Raw genomic sequence first — 17208 nt, 5'->3', positions numbered from 1 at the left:
AGATATCTAGAAAATCTGTTTTGCTGCACACTTGAATAATCTTCTTACTGGTTTGCATGGGACTTCCCATACAGACCTTCAGGTCGTCGCCAATCGTTTGGCGCGCCGTCCGCAGGCCTTCGGCCGTGAGGACAGAGGACACCCGGGAGATCGGGTTCAAGGGTTCAGCGAAAGAGGTTTCTAGATATCGCAATGAGGTATCTGCATCTGAATACATAGGGTGTAAGAAGCGAACGCAGGGAACTGAAACATCTAAGTACCTGCAGGAAAGGACATCAACCGAGACTCCGTAAGTAGTGGCGAGCGAACGCGGACCAGGCCAGTGGCAATGATGAATAAAGCGGAACGATTTGGAAAGGTCGGCCATAGCGGGTGATAGCCCCGTACGCGTAGAACAGTCATTGTCCTTGAGTAGGGCGGGACACGTGAAATCCTGTCTGAACATGGGGAGACCACTCTCCAAGCCTAAGTACTCGTGCATGACCGATAGCGAACAAGTACCGTGAGGGAAAGGTGAAAAGCACCCCGACGAGGGGAGTGAAATAGAACCTGAAACCGGATGCCTACAAACAGTCGGAGCCCGCAAGGGTGACGGCGTACCTTTTGTATAATGGGTCAACGACTTAGTGTAACGAGCAAGCTTAAGCCGGTAGGTGTAGGCGTAGCGAAAGCGAGTCTGAATAGGGCGTTCAGTTCGTTGCATTAGACCCGAAACCGAGTGATCTAGCCATGAGCAGGCTGAAGGTTGGGTAACACCAACTGGAGGGCCGAACCCATAACTGTTGCAATAGTTCGGGATGACTTGTGGCTAGGGGTGAAAGGCCAATCAAACTCGGAAATAGCTGGTTCTCCGCGAAATCTATTTAGGTAGAGCGTCGACCGAATACCCTCGGGGGTAGAGCACTGGATGGGCTATGGGGACTCACCGTCTTACTGATCCTAACCAAACTCCGAATACCGAGGAGTACTAGTCGGCAGACACACGGCGGGTGCTAACGTCCGTCGTGAAGAGGGCAACAACCCTGACCTCCAGCTAAGGTCCCCAAGTCATGGCTAAGTGGGAAAGGATGTGAGGATCCCAAAACAACCAGGATGTTGGCTTAGAAGCAGCCATCATTTAAAGAAAGCGTAACAGCTCACTGGTCTAAATAAGGGTCTTTGCGCCGAAAATGTAACGGGGCTAAAGCCATGCACCGAAGCTGAGGATACAACGTAAGTTGTGTGGTAGCGGAGCGTTCCGTAAGTCTGTGAAGGCGGACCCGTGAGGGCTGCTGGAGATATCGGAAGTGCGAATGTTGACATGAGTAACGATAAAGGGAGTGAGAGACTCCCTCGCCGAAAGACCAAGGGTTCCTGCTTAAAGTTAATCTGAGCAGGGTTAGCCGGCCCCTAAGACGAGGCGGACACGCGTAGTCGATGGGAACCACGTTAATATTCGTGGGCCTGGTGGTAGTGACGGATCTTGTGTGTTGTTCAACCTTATTGGATTGGTTGGGCGGCGAAGAGGTTCCAGGAAATAGCTCCACCGTATAGACCGTACCCGAAACCGACACAGGTGGTCAGGTAGAGTATACCAAGGCGCTTGAGAGAACTATGTTGAAGGAACTCGGCAAATTGCACGCGTAACTTCGGAAGAAGCGTGACCCTTTTGCACGCAAGTGTGATGGGGTGGCACAGACCAGGGGGTAGCGACTGTTTATCAAAAACACAGGGCTCTGCGAAGTAGCAATACGACGTATAGGGTCTGACGCCTGCCCGGTGCTGGAAGGTTAAAGGGAGAGGTGCAAGCTTTGAACTGAAGCCCCAGTAAACGGCGGCCGTAACTATAACGGTCCTAAGGTAGCGAAATTCCTTGTCGGGTAAGTTCCGACCTGCACGAATGGCGTAACGACTTCCCCGCTGTCTCCAACATAGACTCAGTGAAATTGAATTCCCCGTGAAGATGCGGGGTTCCTGCGGTCAGACGGAAAGACCCCGTGCACCTTTACTATAGCTTTACACTGGCATTCGCCAAGGCATGTGTAGGATAGGTGGTAGGCTTTGAAGCAGGGACGCCAGTTCCTGTGGAGCCATCCTTGAAATACCACCCTTATCTTCGTGGATGTCTAACCGCGGTCCGTTATCCGGATCCGGGACAGTGTATGGTGGGTAGTTTGACTGGGGCGGTCGCCTCCGAAAGAGTAACGGAGGCGCGCGATGGTTAGCTCAGACCGGTCGGAAATCGGTCGTCGAGTGCAATGGCATAAGCTAGCCTGACTGCGAGACTGACAAGTCGAGCAGAGACGAAAGTCGGTCATAGTGATCCGGTGGTCCCGTGTGGAAGGGCCATCGCTCAACGGATAAAAGGTACGCCGGGGATAACAGGCTGATGACCCCCAAGAGTCCATATCGACGGGGTTGTTTGGCACCTCGATGTCGACTCATCGCATCCTGGGGCTGGAGCAGGTCCCAAGGGTATGGCTGTTCGCCATTTAAAGCGGTACGTGAGTTGGGTTCAGAACGTCGTGAGACAGTTCGGTCCCTATCTGCCGTGGGTGTAGGAATATTGACAGGATCTGTCCCTAGTACGAGAGGACCGGGATGGACGTATCTCTGGTGGATCTGTTGTCCTGCCAAGGGCATAGCAGAGTAGCTATATACGGAATGGATAACCGCTGAAGGCATCTAAGCGGGAAACCAACCTGAAAACGAGTGTTCCCTATCAGAGCCGTGGAAGACGACCACGTCGATAGGACGGGTGTGGAAGTGCAGTAATGCATGAAGCTTACCGTTACTAATAGCTCGAGCGACTTCTTCGTTCCCATTGTTCATGCTCATCGAAGATGAGCATCATCTCTTCTGTCCTGACGCGCTTAGCGCTCCGGACGGGCCGCGCCACAAGGCGCGACGACCGCTGGTCTGTATGGCTGCCCAACTCAAACTCGAGAAAGGCAACACACAGACAGGTCGGAGAAAGACGTGTTCAAATCAAATAGAGCAAAACGCTCTCCAGCTTCTCGATACAACAGCACATGCAAAAGCATGTGTCAGTTGCGTTTCGCCGACCTGGTGGTTATCGCGGGGCGGCTGCACCCGTTCCCATTCCGAACACGGCCGTGAAACGCCCCAGCGCCAATGGTACTTCGTCTTAAGACGCGGGAGAGTAGGTCGCTGCCAGGTCTGCTAAACGCAACAAAAAAATCTTCTCAAATCACACTCCTCCGGCCAAGGCCGATACCAAAGGCCGCATCCAAAGCGGCCTTTTGCAGTTCTAAAGATTACTCGACATCTAAGTCGATCGCAGTCAACGCGGGGTGGAGCAGCCCCCGCCGGACCGCAGAAGGCAAGAAGCCTTCGAGGACCGGCAAAACAAAACAACCGGGCGTATAAGCCACGGTCGCTCACAATCAACGCGGGGTGGAGCAGCCCGGTAGCTCGTCAGGCTCATAACCTGAAGGCCGCAGGTTCAAATCCTGCCCCCGCAACCAAATATCTAAGTCACCATCAAAACCCCGTAGCCAAATGCTGCGGGGTTTTGACGTTTAAGGGAGGTGCGCTTCATCAAGCGGTGCTGGGATGTTGCCCACGCGTTCGGAGCGATATCCGTTATTCGGCAATGCCCTTCGAATAACCCGGCGAGTTGGTGCCGAAGAAATTGAAGCGTGACTTGTCCATGCCTTCCTGCTTGTACCTGACCTTGGCACCGGCGATGGTGGACTCAAATTCCTGACCAGCCGCGAGGCTTGTGGCGAGATCTGTTGTCGATGTCCGCTCGCCGATCAGCAGATGGATGATGGACACGGCCCTCTCGCTGAGGGTTTGGCGGGAGAGGGAAGAGCCGAAGTTGAGCTTCAAGCGGAAATAGGTCCACCGGCCGTCCTTGTTGCCGCGAATCTGGATGAAGAGCGAAGGGGTGCGCCCAGTCTCTGGAAACTCCAGCAAGGAATTGCATTCCCATTCGCCGCTGGGCATCTGGGTGAAAGTCGGAGCCTCCTTTTGCGACAAGTCCGCAAGGGCCTTACAGCGCGCCGCATCGAAATTGCGGATCGACATCCGACCTTCCTTTGCGGCAACCTGCTGAAAAGGCGCGGAATCCACCACTTGCGCCGTTCGGGTATCGCCCATCGTTATACCGACGAAGGATAAGAGGGCGACGATGAGCATTCTCAAAGGCTCCGTTTGTGGATCCGCGCGGCGGCCAGTGTCTGGTCAGAGTGCGCGCGCAACTTCCAAAGCGCCTCGCGACCTTTCAGATGCACGACAACTCCCCATGGTTCGTCGCATGCCTTGACCAAAAAACCAACAAGAGTTTGATGAAGGCGCGCTCCCTCCAAGCTGAAACATCCTGGCGAGTGGCGCGCATGTTCATGTCCAGACGGCGCACAGGCCTTTGCACACGGACGTCTTCATCCTTGATGAAGCGCCCTTTGCAAATCACCGATGCGCTTGACGCGCTGTTTGCGGTTGGAACCGTTGTTATGGGTGAGGGACTGCAGCATGAACTCGCTCATGGCGACGAGTTGGAGCATGCTGTCACTGCTATTCTGATGGAGCGGGATCGTTAAACAGATGTCCGCGCTTTCCGGACCCCACTCGTAGAAGCGCGTGGTGATCAGAACTGTCTTGTAGCCGCCGCTTGCGGCTATTTTGGCAAGGCGCTGGATGGCGGGGAGGTTGCCGCCGCAGTCGATCAGGATCAGGAGCGTATCCTCAGGCTCCTCATCCATCAGTTCGATATAGGTAGAGCCGTCGCTCTGGAGATAGTGCACTCGCTCCCGACATTCGAGCAGCTTCATGTAGAAATACCGACAAAGACCGAAGCTTTCCGCCGACGAGGCGATGAAGACGTTGCGGCTTTCGTTGATAGCGTCGAGTGCAGTCTTCCATACGGGCTGACCGGCGAGATCGTAAACGGCCTGCACGGCCTGAATCTGCTGCATCATCAGGCCCGAAAGCGGTGTCTGCCGTGGCTCCTTGCTCTCGGCAGGAGAGGCGGCGGCCGATGCTGTGACGCGCTCACGCAGGTGTTCGCGAATGTCGCTGAGCTGCCGGTAGCCGAGAGATCGCAAAAATCTGCCGACCGTCATCGGGCTCAAGCCCAGCTTTTCTGCCAGCGTCGCAGCCGTCTCGAACGGAAGCTCGTTCAGATGCTCCATGAGATATTTTGCGATACGCCGCTCCGCGGGTGTACCGGACTTCATCAACCGGGACAGATCGATCAATAACTTTTCCAACAACGCCTCATCACGTTTCTATCGGATGACCATTCAGTGCTTCGCGGGTTGAATGGTGGAGCCAGTGCTTCGTGACACATCCTATCCGCTTCGAAAGAAAAATACTATTTTTTCCCCGTTGTTTTTCATAGTTTAGGCGCGCCTTCTATTCAAGAGAAAGATAATTGCGCAGCCTTCATTCAAGTAACCGCTCATGCCTCGGTATTCTTGTGGAGCAAAGGCAGCCTCCTTATCTGTGCATGCAGGTAACACCCATAAGATGGAGAGTGGTTTGATCCTCGATGCAGCAAGACGCGCCTTTGAGAACCTGTTTGCTTCAGAGACGCGCTCGGTCTTCTGGAAGGTTCTCGGCCTCACCATTCTCGTACTGATCGGTTTATGGTTCGCCATTCGCGGCCTGTTCATCTGGCTTGCATTGCCATGGCTCGATTCGCTTGTTCCCGGCATGCCGGACTGGGCTGGATGGATGAGTTTCGTCCTTGCGATTCTTGCAGGCATCGGCCTGGCGCTCGCGCTTGCGCTGTTGATCTCACCCGTCACCGCGGTAATTGCCGGTCTGTTTCTCGACGATGTGGCGGAGGTGATCGAGAGGGAGGATTATGCCGGTGAGCCCATCGGCCGCGCCATGCCGCTGGGCGAAGCTATGGTCTCCTCCATCAAGTTTTTCGGCATCGTCATTCTCGGCAATGCCATCGCGCTTCTCTTGCTGCTGGTGCCGGGCGTGAACCTGATCGCCTTCTTCATGGTCAACGGCTATTTGCTGGGCCGGGAGTTCTTCGAATTCGCCGCCATGCGCTTCCGCTCTCCAGAGGAGGCGCGGGCCTTTCGCTCAAAACACGCATCGACCGTGTTCATGGCGGGCCTGGTGATCGCAGCCTTTCTGGCGGTGCCCTTCCTCAACCTGCTGACACCGCTTTTTGCAGCATCCTTCATGGTGCATCTGCACAAGTCTATCAGCCGGAAGGACCCGTCATTTACGCTTCAATGGGCCGGGTCTCACTCAGGCACCGATCAGCTGGGGCGGTAATTCGACCAGCGGCGCGGGGATGTCCCAGGTCTTTTCCGGCGATTGACAGATATCGGCGATGATGCAGCGCTCGCATTCCGGCTTGCGTGCTTTGCAGCAATAGCGCCCGTGCAGAATGAGCCAGTGATGGGCGTGGAAGAGGTAGGGCTCGGGAATGATCCTGACCAGCCTGTCTTCCACCTCATCGGGGGTCTTGCCCGGCGCCAGCAGAATGCGGTTGGCGATGCGGAAGACATGGGTATCGACGGCGAGCGTGGGAACGCCGAAAGCCATGGACATGACCACATTGGCGGTCTTGCGGCCGACCCCCGGCAGCATCATCAACTCCTCGCGGGACTTCGGCACCTCACCACCGAAATTGTCGATCAGCATCTGCGACAGCGCAATGACGTTCTTGGCCTTGTTGCGGTAAAGCCCGATGGTCTTGATGTAATCGATCAGCCGCTCTTCCCCGAGCGCCAGCATCTTTTGTGGCGTATCGGCAATTTCAAACAGCGCTCTCGTTGCCCGGTTGACGCCGACATCGGTGGCCTGGGCGGACAGTGCGACGGCCACCACCAGCGTGAAGGGATTGGTGTGCTCGAGCTCGCCCTTCGGCTCCGGCCGCTGGATGGAGAAGCGGCGGAAAATCTCGTTCAGTTGCTCTTGCGAATAGGCCGTCTTCACCCGTTTTTGCCTGGGCTTCGCCGTCGAAATTGACTTTTTTGCTGTTTGGGTGCTGGATCGTTTCTTGTCGATTGTCATAACGGATCTACATGCGCGTTGGTCAGCCGTATCGAGGAAGGCAGATGGAAATGCTCAACGATCAGCCGGTTTTTTCTGCCGAACTCATTCCCTATCGCTCGCTGGGGCGCAAGGGGTTTCGTGTCCTGCTGGTGATCTGCGCGCTCGTTGCAGTCCTCTATGGCGGCTTCTTCCTCGTTACCGGTGCGTGGCCAATCGGCTTCTTTCTGGGGCTTGATTTCTTGCTTCTCTATATTGCCTTTCGCGCAAACTACCGTGCCGCCAAGGTTAAGGAGCAGGTGGTGGTGTCTCGCGCCAACCTCTCCATCCGTAAATTTTCGCCGAAGGGAGAGGTGGTTGAACATCGGTTCAATCCGTTCTGGGCGCGGTTTCGGGTGCGCCGTCACGAGGAATTCGGTATTCTTTCCATGCATGTGTCGGGCGAAGGCCGGGTGACGGATATCGGCTCCTTCCTCAACTCGGATGATCGGGAAAGCTTTGCCAAGGCATTTCGCAATGCGCTGGCGACGGTGAAGCTCAAAATCTGATAGGTCTTGGCAAGAAACGGGTGGAGGCAGACGACAGGTCGTGGTCTTCTGATCGCTAAGGAGACATGCCATGAATGCCAATATCATGCTGAAAGAAGACATCACGCCGGTCGGCAGCGATTATGACATTGTGCGCCAGGTCATCGAGATTCTGACACTGGATTATCGCGACCAACCGTCATTGGACGATATCGCCGCAAGGCTCAACCAGTCACCCACGCAATTGCAGAAGACCTTTACGCGCTGGGCTGGATTGTCGCCGAAAGCCTTTCTGCAGGCCGTGACGCTGGATCATGCCAAGCGGCTGTTGCGGGAGGAAAATCTGCCGCTTTTGGAAACGTCCATCGAAGTCGGCATGTCGGGCCCAAGCCGTCTTCACGATCTCTTCGTGACGCATGAGGCCATGTCGCCCGGCGAGTGGAAGGTGAAGGGCAGCGGACTGCAGATCCGCTATGCCTTTCACCCGTCGCCATTCGGTCTGGCGCTGGTGATGATCACCGATCGTGGGCTGGCCGGCTGCGCCTTTGCCGATGCGGGTGAGGAGACGGAATGTTTCGAGGATATGGCGCGGCGCTGGCCCAACGCCATTTATGTGGAAGACAGCGCCGCGACAGCACCCTATGCCGAGCGGATCTTCGATCCTACCCGCTGGAACAGCGACCAGCCGCTGCGTGTCGTGCTGCTGGGCACGGATTTTCAGGTGCGTGTCTGGCAGAGCCTGTTGAAAATCCCGATGGGCAGGGCCGTCACCTATTCGCATGTCGCGCAGGATATCGGCCAGCCGACGGCGTCGCGCGCCGTGGGTGCAGCGATCGGCGCCAACCCCATCTCTTTCGTCGTTCCCTGTCACCGGGCGCTTGGCAAGAGCGGCGCACTCACCGGCTATCATTGGGGCATTACCCGCAAGCGAGCGATGCTGGGCTGGGAAACGGGGCGGCTGTGATTACGCCCCTTCAGCAGCAGTTTCAGGCGTCGCCAACTCCATCAACGCCCGCGCCGCCGCCTCGTCGGTGATCAGCGTGTTGCAGCCGATGCGTTTGATGGTGGCGCGGATGGCGGTGGCGCGGTGGGCGCCGCCGGAGGCGAGTACGATGTGCCTGGCCTTTTTCAGCGTATCGAGATCGATCGCCATGGCGTGATTGTTGATCGGATGATCGACGGAGCGCCCCTCGGCATCGATGAAGTTGAACATGGTGTCGCAAACGCAGCCCGCCGCCACCAGCTCATCCAGCGTCTGTTTTGAAATGAAACCTTCCGACAGCGAGGTTGAATGCGGGCCGATATCGCCGCAACTGACGATGGCAAGATCGAGATTTTCGGCAAGCGCATAAAGGGTGTTGAGGCCACATTTTTCGATCAGCGCCCGCTTGGTTTCGATGGAATCGACCAGAAGCGGTGCCAGGAACATGTAGCATTCGGCTCCCAAGGCACTTGCCAGACGCCAGGTGTAATCGAGCGGGTTTGTCTGGTGCACGGCAACGATACCGCCGAGCAGCGAGACCACCTTGCAGTTTTCGCGCCGCGGCGGGCGAAAGCTGGACAGCGAGGCAGTCATGGTGCGGCCCCAGCCGACGCCGATCGTGGCATTGTCCGGCACGACTTCGGAGAGAAACTGCCCGAGCGCCAACCCCACGCCCTTGGCAACGTCTTCCGCCTTGTCCGAGCCGGTCGGGATGATCACCGCCTCATCCAGGCCATAGGCTTTCTCCAAATGGATGGAAAGCGCGACGAAATCTTCGATGCCTTCATTGATCCAGATCTGCACGTCGGAGCGCTTCATCGCCTCGTCGAGCAAGCGTATGACAGTGGAGCGGCTGATTCCGAGTTTCTCAGCCACATCCTTCTGCGTCATGCCCTGATTATAATAGAGCCATGCGGCTCTCAGTCTCAGCGATGGTGCTTCGGAAAAGGCCGTATGGGTCTCTCTACGCAGTTTTGCCACTGTCTCTCGCCATGTTCTAAGCCATCGTCCGTTTGGGCGCAGTCTTGCGCGTGCAGTGATCGCCCATGCTGCAAAAGGGTTGCGATCTCCGGCTGTGCCACTCGCGGCCACAAACTTTTCTTGGGTGCAGTATTGCAGACATGAAACTTATGTCAATTGCGATGGGCAAATGTCTTGACTTCCTGCCTTGGACTGCGCGATACTCCTCGCGAACAGAGTTCCCTTGTCGCCGTCTGTACGTTCATCCGTGCGGAACGAAATTCGATAGCGATGGTTTCCGAGACATTCACAAGGATTATACGGCATGACTTCCAAGCTTGATCAACTTCGCGCCATCACCACCGTGGTTGCCGATACCGGTGATATCGATGCGGTGGCCCGTCTGAAGCCGGTGGATTGCACCACCAACCCGTCCATCGTTCTGAAGGCGCTCGGTACGCCAGCCTTTGCGGAGACTGTGAAGGAAGCGGTTGCCTGGGGTCGCAAGCAGGGCGGCAGCGCCGATGGCGTGATTGCCGCAGTGGCCGATCGTCTGGCGATTTCCGTCGGTGCAGCCCTTGTCGATCTCGTTCCGGGCCGCGTCTCCACCGAGGTGGATGCCGATCTCTCCTTCGACACGCAGGCGTCGATCGCCAAGGCGCACAGCATCATTGCCGCCTACAAGGAGCGCGGCATCGAGCGCGAGCGCATCCTCATCAAGCTGGCCTCCACCTGGGAAGGCATCAAGGCGGCGGAAGTGCTGCAGGCGGAAGGCATCGATTGCAATCTGACGCTTCTCTTCTCGCAGGCCCAGGCAATTGCCTGCGCCGAAGCGAAAGCTTTCCTCATCTCGCCCTTCGTCGGCCGTATTCTCGACTGGTACAAGAAGTCGACCGGTGAGACCTACACCGCCGAGACCGATCCGGGCGTGCTTTCGGTGCGCCAGATCTACAATTACTACAAGGCCAATGGCATCTCGACCGTCGTTATGGGCGCCTCCTTCCGCAATGTCGGCGAAATCGAAGCGCTGGCCGGTTGCGACCGCCTGACCATCAGCCCGGCCCTTCTGGAAGAGCTGGACAAGGACACCGGTACGCTGGAGCGCAAGCTGTCTCCCGACAACGCCAAGGCTGAGCCGCTTCAGTCGCTGGACGAGAAGACCTTCCGCTGGCAGCTCAACGAAGACGCCATGGCGACTGAGAAGCTTTCCGAAGGCATTCGCCTGTTTGCCAAGGATCTGGTGTCCCTGCGCGAAATCGTCCGCAAGGAACTGGCCGCCGCGTGATGGCAAAGGACCGGGAACCGAATCGGCGCCCGGTCGTTTTATTCGTATAAGATCTCCAGTCTTGAAGCGCGGCTGTTCCCCTGGCAGTCGCGCTTTTTCTTTGCGTCCTCCGCGTGAGATTATTCAGGAGATGACAAGGCGCGGCGTTGTCCAGCGGCTCAGATACGGATCAAAGCGGTATGACTATGGTGGATGCTGGGGAATTGAGGGCCGCGCGTCATAGACGTTATATTGAATGTTGTCACCGCGCGCGCTGATAAGGCGCTTTCTCTGACGAAGACATCAGGCAGGGCGCAAGTGGTTGCCGCCCGCTACGGCGACGCGGGTGGACGCTTCTTGCGTAAGGACATTCGGTGGAGAGCATCCAGTGTCTTACTGTCCGGCGACCACTTCCGAGATCGCTCGGGCCGTTTCGCGGATCAGGGTCAGACACTCCCCCTCCTTGGGTGCCGCTTCGTTGAGCGAGCCGATATAGGGACAGGTGACGACGGCGAGCGCCGTTCCGTCGAGGGTCAGGATCGGGGCGGAAATGTTGCGCACGCCGGCCGTTTGCAGGCTGTTCATGCTTTCATACCCTTGGGCCTTTACCTGTTGCAGCCGTTCACGCAGGTTTGCGGGCAGCTCTTTTTCATCGCCACGCAGCTGTTCGGCAATCATCAACTCTTGGTGGGTCTCGTTCTGGAAGGCCAGAAGGACGTGACCGGAGCCGGTGTTGAAGAGACTCATCTGCGCGCCGACGCGGATGGAGAGCGCCCAGTAGGTGGACGATTCCTGTTGCGCGATGACGACCACCGAGCCGCGATCATAAACGGCTAGATGACAGGCCTGCTGCGCTTTGGCGGAAAAATCCCGCATCATCGGTGCGGCGAAGGAGACGAGACGCCGGACCGGCTGGTGGAAGTGGGCGAGCCCGAACATCTTCAGGGTCAGGGTAAAGCGGTCGCCATCCTGGCGCTGGACATAGCCGCGGCGGACCAGGCGATCCAGCATGCGATAGAACTCATTCGGGCTCTTGCCGAGCGCCTTGGCGATTTCCACCTGGGTCAGCCCGCCATCGGTGCGGGCCAGAAGCTCGAGAATATCCAGCCCCTTGTCGAGCGCCGGTGCGCGGTATCTATCGCTGTCGTCTTCCGTCATCGGGCCTCTATTGATTGCAAGCTGGCTTGACGGTCTATGAATACACCGTTTACATATGAATTGTCGATGCATATTTGAGATATTGCGCCCGAGGGCGCGGGAGGAGAGCCATTATGGGCCAAGACTTTTCAGGACAGACCGTGGTCATCACCGCAGCCGCGCAGGGCATCGGCCGGGCGACGGCGGAACGCTTCATCGCACTGGGCGCGCGCGTGATCGCGACCGACATCAACGAAGCGGCTCTCGCGACACTTGAGAATGCTGAGACCCGCGTTCTGAACGTTCTCGATGGCGCTGCCGTTCAGGCCTTTGCCGCCGAGATCGGTTCTGCCGATGTGCTCTTCAACTGCGCTGGCTTCGTGCATGCCGGCACCATTCTCGACTGCGAGGAAAAGGACTGGGATTTCTCCTTCGATCTCAACGCCAAAGCCATGTACCGCACCTGCCGCGCCTTTTTGCCCGCCATGCTGGAAAAGGGCAAGGGCGCCATCGTCAACATGTCGTCAGTGGCTTCCAGCGTCAAAGGCGTGCCGAACCGCTTTGCCTATACGGCGTCGAAGGCCGCCGTCGTCGGCCTGACGAAGTCCATCGCCTCGGATTTCGTCACCAAGGGTATTCGCTGCAACGCCATCTGCCCGGGCACGGTGGACAGCCCTTCGCTGCATGACCGCCTGCGCGCCACCGGCGATTACGAAAAGGCGCTCTCCGACTTTATCGCCCGCCAGCCCATGGGCCGCATTGCCAAGCCGGAAGAGATTGCAGCGCTGGTGACCTATCTTGCCTCTGACGAGGCTGGATTTACCACGGGTCAGATCCATGTGATCGATGGTGGCTGGACGGCATAAGTTCTGTATCGCCTTATCGTCAGCCTTGAACCAAGGATGATGGCGAAGGGGTTAAACTCGTCTTCGTCTATGCCACACGGGCCATCGATGTGACCAAAAAAAACGGCCGGGGCGACCCGACCGTTTTTGCATTTCAGGACTGCCTCATCCCTACAGGATCGCCTGTCCGGCCATGAGCGCCAGCACCAGGAAGATGAGGAACACGACCACGGCGATGAAGAACAGGATTCGGGCGATGCCGGAGGCTGCCGCGGAAATGCCTGTGAAGCCGAAAACGCCGGCGATGATCGAGATCACGAAAAATATTAGGGCCCACTTCAGCATGGTCGTTCCTCTTGCGTCAGATTTGAAACGGGCAAACGCTTAAGGTCCGGGACCCACTCGTTTGTCTCTCAGTCTTTGTTTAGCCAAGCCCTTGTCACACAGTGATCTTCACGTGCGCGGGCATGCACTAATGACGCAAAAGTGAGGGAAGAGGTTCCAGGGTACCGAAAATCTTTTTCGAGACCCTGCCCATGCGACGGTTCATGCGTTCGCGGTGGCGGATGTTTTCTTGGCCTTCGTCGTCGTGCGGATGAACGCGAGAATGAAAAGACCGCTCATGATGAGTACGATGGTGGGGGCGGGTGCGCTGTCGATCAGGAAGCTGAGACAGATCCCGAGCGTGGAAGAGAAGAGCGCCACGCAAACGGCGGCAATCAGCATGGCGGAGAAACGCCGTGTGACGAGAAACGCGATGGCGCCGGGTGCCACCAGCATGGCGACGGACAGGATGATGCCGATTGCCTGAAGCGCGCCGACGACGGTGAGAGACAGGACGGCGAGCAGGCCGTAATGCAGGATGCGGACCGGCAGGCCGATGGCCTTGGCGTGTTGCGGATCGAAGGCGTGCACCAGCAGATCCTTGCGCAGGATCACGAGGAACAGCGTGGCGGCAAGCGCAATCAGGCCGGTCTCGATGATATCGTCGACCGATACGCCGAGCATATCGCCGAAGAGAATATGATCCAGATGCACATCGCTCTGCACCTTGACGTAAAGCACCAGCCCCAGGCCGAACATGCCGGAAAAGACGATGCCCAGTACCGTGTCTTCCTTGATGCGGCTGTTTTCCTTCAGAAAGCCGGTGCCGAGCGCGCAGATCATGCCGGCGATGAAGGCGCCGATGGAGAAGGGGATGTTGATGATGTAGGCAATGACGACGCCGGGCAGCACCGCATGCGAGACCGCATCGCCCATCAGCGACCAGCCTTTCAAAACCAGCAGACAGGAGAGCATCGCCATCGGCACCGCGATCATCAGCGTGATGATGAATGCATATTGCATGAAGGGAAGCTGGAAGGGCAAAAGCGCCAGTTCGAGATATTCGCTCATGCGGGCTCCTCAAGTGCGGCGCGGGCCTTGGCGCGGGAGGCGAGATAGCCGTGCTTCGGTGCAAACAGGAAGGCGGTGAGGAAGATCAGCGTCTGTAGCACGACGATGATACCGCCGGTGGCGCCATCGAGGAAGTAGCTCAGGTAAGCGCCGATGAAGCTCGTCGCGGCGCCAATGCCGAAGCTCATGCCGATCAGCCGCTCGAAACGGTCGGTCAAAAGGTAGGCGGTGGCACCGGGCGTCACCACCATGGCGACGACGAGGAAGGCGCCGACCGTCTGAAGAGCCGCGACGGTGGAGGCGGCGAGCAGGGTGAAGAAGATGACCTTCAGCACGTCCGGCTTCAGGCCGATGGTGCGGGCGTGGTTCTCATCGAAGAAGACGACCATGAAGTCCCGCCATTTCAGCGACAGGACCAGCAGACTGATGCCGCCGATCAGCGCCAGCTGGATGGTATCTTGCGTGGTGATGGCAAGAATGTTGCCGAGAACGATGGTTTGAATGTTGATGGAGGTGGGCGAGAGCGACACCATGAAAAGGCCGAGACCAAAGAAGGAAGTGAAGATCAGGCCGATGATGGCGTCTTCCTTCAACCTTGTCTTCTGGTTGAGAAACAGCATCGCTGCCGCCGCAAGGCCGCCGGAGAAGAACGCGCCGAGCGCAAAAGGCAGGCCCACCATGTAAGCGCCCGCCACGCCTGGAACGATGGCGTGGGAGAGGGCATCGCCGATCAGCGACCAGCCTTTCAGCATCAGATAGGCGGAGAGAAAGCCGCAGACGCCACCGACCAATGCGCTGACCCAGATGGCATTCAGCATATAGGAGTAGGTGAAGGGCTCAAGCAGGATGGAGATCATCGCTCCGAGTCTCCCACCTTCGCCGGATCGCTTCTCGTCTCCTGACCGTTCTGGCCGTAGATGACGAAGGGGCGCTCGTCATCGGTGATGACTTTCAGATGCCGCGGGTCGGCATCGTTATGCAGATCAGCACCACCCAGGATGAAGTGGCGGAGGCTTCCGCCAAAGGCCGCCTGAAGATTGGCTTCGGTGAAGGTGTCTTTCGTCTTACCCGAGGCAATGACCGTGCCTTTGACGAAAACGGCGCGGTCGCAGAAATTCGGAACGCTGCCGAGATTGTGGGTGGAGACCAGCATGATGCGGCCTTCGTCGCGCAGCGATTTCAACAGCGCGATGATCTGCTCTTCGGTCGTCACATCGACGCCGGTGAAAGGCTCGTCGAGGAGGATGACCTTGCCTTCCTGTGCCAGTGCGCGCGCCAGAAAGACGCGCTTCCTCTGGCCGCCGGAAAGCTCGCCGATCTGTCGCTTGCGGTAATCCAGCATGTTGACGCGTGCGAGCGCCTCTTCCACCATGCGGTGGTCGCGCTTGGTGGGGATGCGGAAGAAGTTCATGTGGCCGTAACGGCCCATCATCACCACGTCCTCCACCAGAACGGGGAAGCTCCAATCCACCTCTTCGGCCTGTGGCACATAGGCGACGAGGTTCTTTTTCAGCGCGGCGGAGGCCGGCTCGCCGAAGATGGAGACGGTACCGGCGGACAGCGGCACGAAGCCCATGATGGCCTTGAAGATGGTGGATTTGCCCGCGCCATTGACGCCGACAAGGGCAGTGATGGTGCCTTTGGGAATCGAGAAGCTTGCGTGGCGCAACGCCGTATGGCCGTTGCGATAGGTGACCGTCACATCGTCGACGGTCAGTCCATCGTGACCAGACTGACGCTTTGCGGCACGTCTCGGTTTCCCCATTATCATTGACTGAGACCTTTCACGATCGTGGCTGTGGTGGTGCGCAGAAGATCGAGATAGGTCGGCACAGCGCCGTTCGCCTCGCTCAAGGAATCCACATAGAGAATGCCGCCATAGGCCGCGCCCGTTTCCTTCGCCACCTGCTTTGCCGGATCGGGTGACACGGTGCTTTCGCTGAAGATGACGTGGATAGTGTTGGCACGCATCGCGTCGATCACGCCGCGCACCTGCTGCGGCGTGCCTTGGCTATCGGCATTGACCGGCCAGAGGAACAGCTCCTTCAGGCCGAAATCACGCGCCAGATAGGAGAAGGCACCTTCACTCGTCACCAGCCAGCGCTTGTTTTCCGGCAGTGCAGCGATGGCATCGCGCATCGGCTGGATTTCCTGTTTGATCTTGTCCGAATAGGCCTTGGCATTGGCGGCATAGACATCCGCATGGTCGGGATCGATCCCAGTCAGGGCTTTACGGATATTCTCGACATAGATCAGCGCGTTGTCCGGCGACATCCAGGCATGCGGGTTGGGCTTGCCATTATAGGCGCCGCCGCTGATCGAAATCGGCGTCACGCCGTCACTGACGACGACATTCGGAACGCCGGAGAGATTGGCGAGAAACTTCTGAAACCAGAGTTCGAGATTAAGGCCGTTCCATAAGACCAGGTTGGCATCGCGGGCTTTGAGAATATCGCGCGGGGTGGGCTGGTAGTTATGGATCTCCGCACCCGGCTTGGTGATGCTCTCGACGTCGGCTGCGTCGCCCGCAACGTTGCGGGCCATATCGGCAATGATGGTGAAGGTGGTGATCACCTTTGGCTTTTCCGCCGCGACGGCGGAGAAAGGCAGACATGCGACGGCACAGAAAGCGAGAAACGTCGAGCGGGTCAACTTCATGACGATGATCAAACCTTTTTTGCGATTAATTCGCAATAGCAATGTGGGAGGCATCGCAAAGATTGTCAATGCTATTGCAAATCATTCGCATTATGAACGGCTGGGGCCTGCTATTGTTCCGTTCAGATGGTGCAAAGGCCGGGGTTAGCGCTAGGCTCCGAGGTTGAGCAGGCGCCCGCTTGGCGGTGGCAAAGCATAGCCGGCACGGACCACTGTGCGTCCAGCTGGACCAAGCAGGGACTGCCAATCCGCGAGCGCATTTCATCGCGTATCACGCCGGGGAGGGACGCCGGTGCGTTTGCGATGAGGTTCGAGCGGCACTTTGGGCAGATACTGCTCTGAGCATGACGGTGGTCCAGCCAAAAAACTCCGGTTTTGAGCGGTTTGTGCTGTCCGATTAAGTCTTCTTCAATGAGAAGCCATCAAGATCAGTGGCTGCACGGATGTGGCGTATCACCATCCGGCCTTTTCGCTCCG

Annotated in this window: 15 protein-coding genes, 1 tRNA gene and 2 rRNA genes (1 of these 18 cut by a window edge); 8 read left to right on the top strand and 10 right to left on the bottom strand. The window is 57.7% G+C overall.

The window, feature by feature from the left end:
* From QE435_RS12420 to QE435_RS12410, 3 genes are all read left to right on the top strand, one after another.
* A 23S ribosomal RNA gene (locus tag QE435_RS12420) occupies positions 1–2798 on the top strand; it begins 135 nt to the left of the window's first position.
* Between the two features lie 246 nt (positions 2799–3044).
* A 5S ribosomal RNA gene (gene rrf, locus QE435_RS12415) occupies positions 3045–3159 on the top strand.
* 231 nt (positions 3160–3390) lie between these two features.
* Positions 3391–3467: transfer RNA gene (locus tag QE435_RS12410), tRNA-Met, on the top strand.
* A gap of 118 nt (positions 3468–3585) precedes the next feature.
* Here the strand turns inward: QE435_RS12410 and QE435_RS12405 are convergent.
* Together QE435_RS12405 and QE435_RS12400 are read right to left on the bottom strand one after the other, a co-directional pair.
* Positions 3586–4143 (bottom strand): DUF6030 family protein, encoded by a 558-nt coding sequence (locus QE435_RS12405; RefSeq protein ID WP_349041564.1) that lies wholly within the window; start codon positions 4141–4143, stop codon positions 3586–3588.
* Positions 4144–4385: 242 nt separating this feature from the next.
* Positions 4386–5213, bottom strand: a complete 828-nt coding sequence (locus tag QE435_RS12400; protein ID WP_349041563.1) for a MurR/RpiR family transcriptional regulator — start codon at positions 5211–5213, stop codon at positions 4386–4388.
* 271 nt (positions 5214–5484) lie between these two features.
* Between QE435_RS12400 and QE435_RS12395 the strand changes: the two genes are divergently transcribed.
* Positions 5485–6240 (top strand): sulfate transporter family protein, encoded by a 756-nt coding sequence (locus QE435_RS12395; RefSeq protein WP_349041562.1) that lies wholly within the window; start codon positions 5485–5487, stop codon positions 6238–6240.
* On the opposite strand, the gene nth is transcribed toward QE435_RS12395, so the two are convergent.
* Positions 6214–6984, bottom strand: a complete 771-nt coding sequence (nth, locus tag QE435_RS12390; protein ID WP_349041561.1) for an endonuclease III — start codon at positions 6982–6984, stop codon at positions 6214–6216. The two genes, QE435_RS12395 and nth, sit on opposite strands and share 27 nt — an antisense overlap.
* 44 nt (positions 6985–7028) lie before the next feature.
* Here nth and QE435_RS12385 point away from each other — a divergent pair, with 44 nt between their 5' ends.
* Together QE435_RS12385 and QE435_RS12380 are read left to right on the top strand one after the other, a co-directional pair.
* Positions 7029–7511, top strand: a complete 483-nt coding sequence (locus tag QE435_RS12385; protein ID WP_349041560.1) for a DUF2244 domain-containing protein — start codon at positions 7029–7031, stop codon at positions 7509–7511.
* A gap of 70 nt (positions 7512–7581) precedes the next feature.
* Positions 7582–8454, top strand: coding sequence for a bifunctional helix-turn-helix domain-containing protein/methylated-DNA--[protein]-cysteine S-methyltransferase (locus QE435_RS12380; protein ID WP_349041559.1), 873 nt, complete (start codon positions 7582–7584; stop codon positions 8452–8454).
* Here QE435_RS12380 and QE435_RS12375 read toward each other — a convergent pair whose 3' ends face one another.
* Positions 8455–9453, bottom strand: coding sequence for a sugar-binding transcriptional regulator (locus tag QE435_RS12375; RefSeq protein WP_349041558.1), 999 nt, complete (start codon positions 9451–9453; stop codon positions 8455–8457).
* Between the two features lie 304 nt (positions 9454–9757).
* Here QE435_RS12375 and tal point away from each other — a divergent pair, with 304 nt between their 5' ends.
* Positions 9758–10717 (top strand): transaldolase, encoded by a 960-nt coding sequence (tal, locus tag QE435_RS12370; protein WP_309771827.1) that lies wholly within the window; start codon positions 9758–9760, stop codon positions 10715–10717.
* A gap of 372 nt (positions 10718–11089) precedes the next feature.
* On the opposite strand, the gene QE435_RS12365 is transcribed toward tal, so the two are convergent.
* The gene (locus QE435_RS12365; protein ID WP_349041557.1) at positions 11090–11854 is read right to left on the bottom strand and encodes an IclR family transcriptional regulator; all 765 of its coding nucleotides are present in this window, start codon (positions 11852–11854) and stop codon (positions 11090–11092) included.
* A 113-nt stretch (positions 11855–11967) separates the two neighbouring features.
* Between QE435_RS12365 and QE435_RS12360 the strand changes: the two genes are divergently transcribed.
* Positions 11968–12699 (top strand): SDR family oxidoreductase, encoded by a 732-nt coding sequence (locus tag QE435_RS12360; RefSeq protein WP_309771825.1) that lies wholly within the window; start codon positions 11968–11970, stop codon positions 12697–12699.
* A 150-nt stretch (positions 12700–12849) separates the two neighbouring features.
* Here the strand turns inward: QE435_RS12360 and QE435_RS12355 are convergent, their stop codons facing one another.
* The 5 genes from QE435_RS12355 to QE435_RS12335 form a co-directional block, all read right to left on the bottom strand.
* The gene (locus QE435_RS12355; protein WP_306934454.1) at positions 12850–13023 is read right to left on the bottom strand and encodes a DUF1328 domain-containing protein; all 174 of its coding nucleotides are present in this window, start codon (positions 13021–13023) and stop codon (positions 12850–12852) included.
* A 201-nt stretch (positions 13024–13224) separates the two neighbouring features.
* Positions 13225–14073: a metal ABC transporter permease gene (locus QE435_RS12350; protein WP_349041556.1), complete on the bottom strand. Its 849-nt coding sequence runs from the start codon at positions 14071–14073 to the stop codon at positions 13225–13227.
* Positions 14070–14930 (bottom strand): metal ABC transporter permease, encoded by an 861-nt coding sequence (locus QE435_RS12345; protein WP_349041555.1) that lies wholly within the window; start codon positions 14928–14930, stop codon positions 14070–14072. Before QE435_RS12345 ends, QE435_RS12350 begins: the two co-directional genes overlap by 4 nt.
* A complete protein-coding gene (locus QE435_RS12340) occupies positions 14927–15844 on the bottom strand; it encodes a manganese/iron ABC transporter ATP-binding protein (RefSeq protein ID WP_349041554.1) in 918 nt (305 codons plus the stop codon). The genes QE435_RS12345 and QE435_RS12340 overlap by 4 nt, the downstream gene beginning before the upstream one ends.
* On the bottom strand, positions 15841–16731 hold the full coding sequence (locus QE435_RS12335) for a metal ABC transporter substrate-binding protein (protein ID WP_349041553.1): 891 nt from the start codon (positions 16729–16731) through the stop codon (positions 15841–15843). The genes QE435_RS12340 and QE435_RS12335 overlap by 4 nt, the downstream gene beginning before the upstream one ends.
* Positions 16732–17208: the final 477 nt, after the last annotated feature.

It is taken from the genome of Agrobacterium sp. SORGH_AS 787, from assembly GCF_030819035.1.
Classification (GTDB): Bacteria; Pseudomonadota; Alphaproteobacteria; order Rhizobiales; family Rhizobiaceae; genus Agrobacterium; species Agrobacterium larrymoorei_B.
The sequence above is the reverse complement of the archived record's forward strand: the minus strand, read 5'-3'. Positions and strand labels throughout refer to the sequence as shown.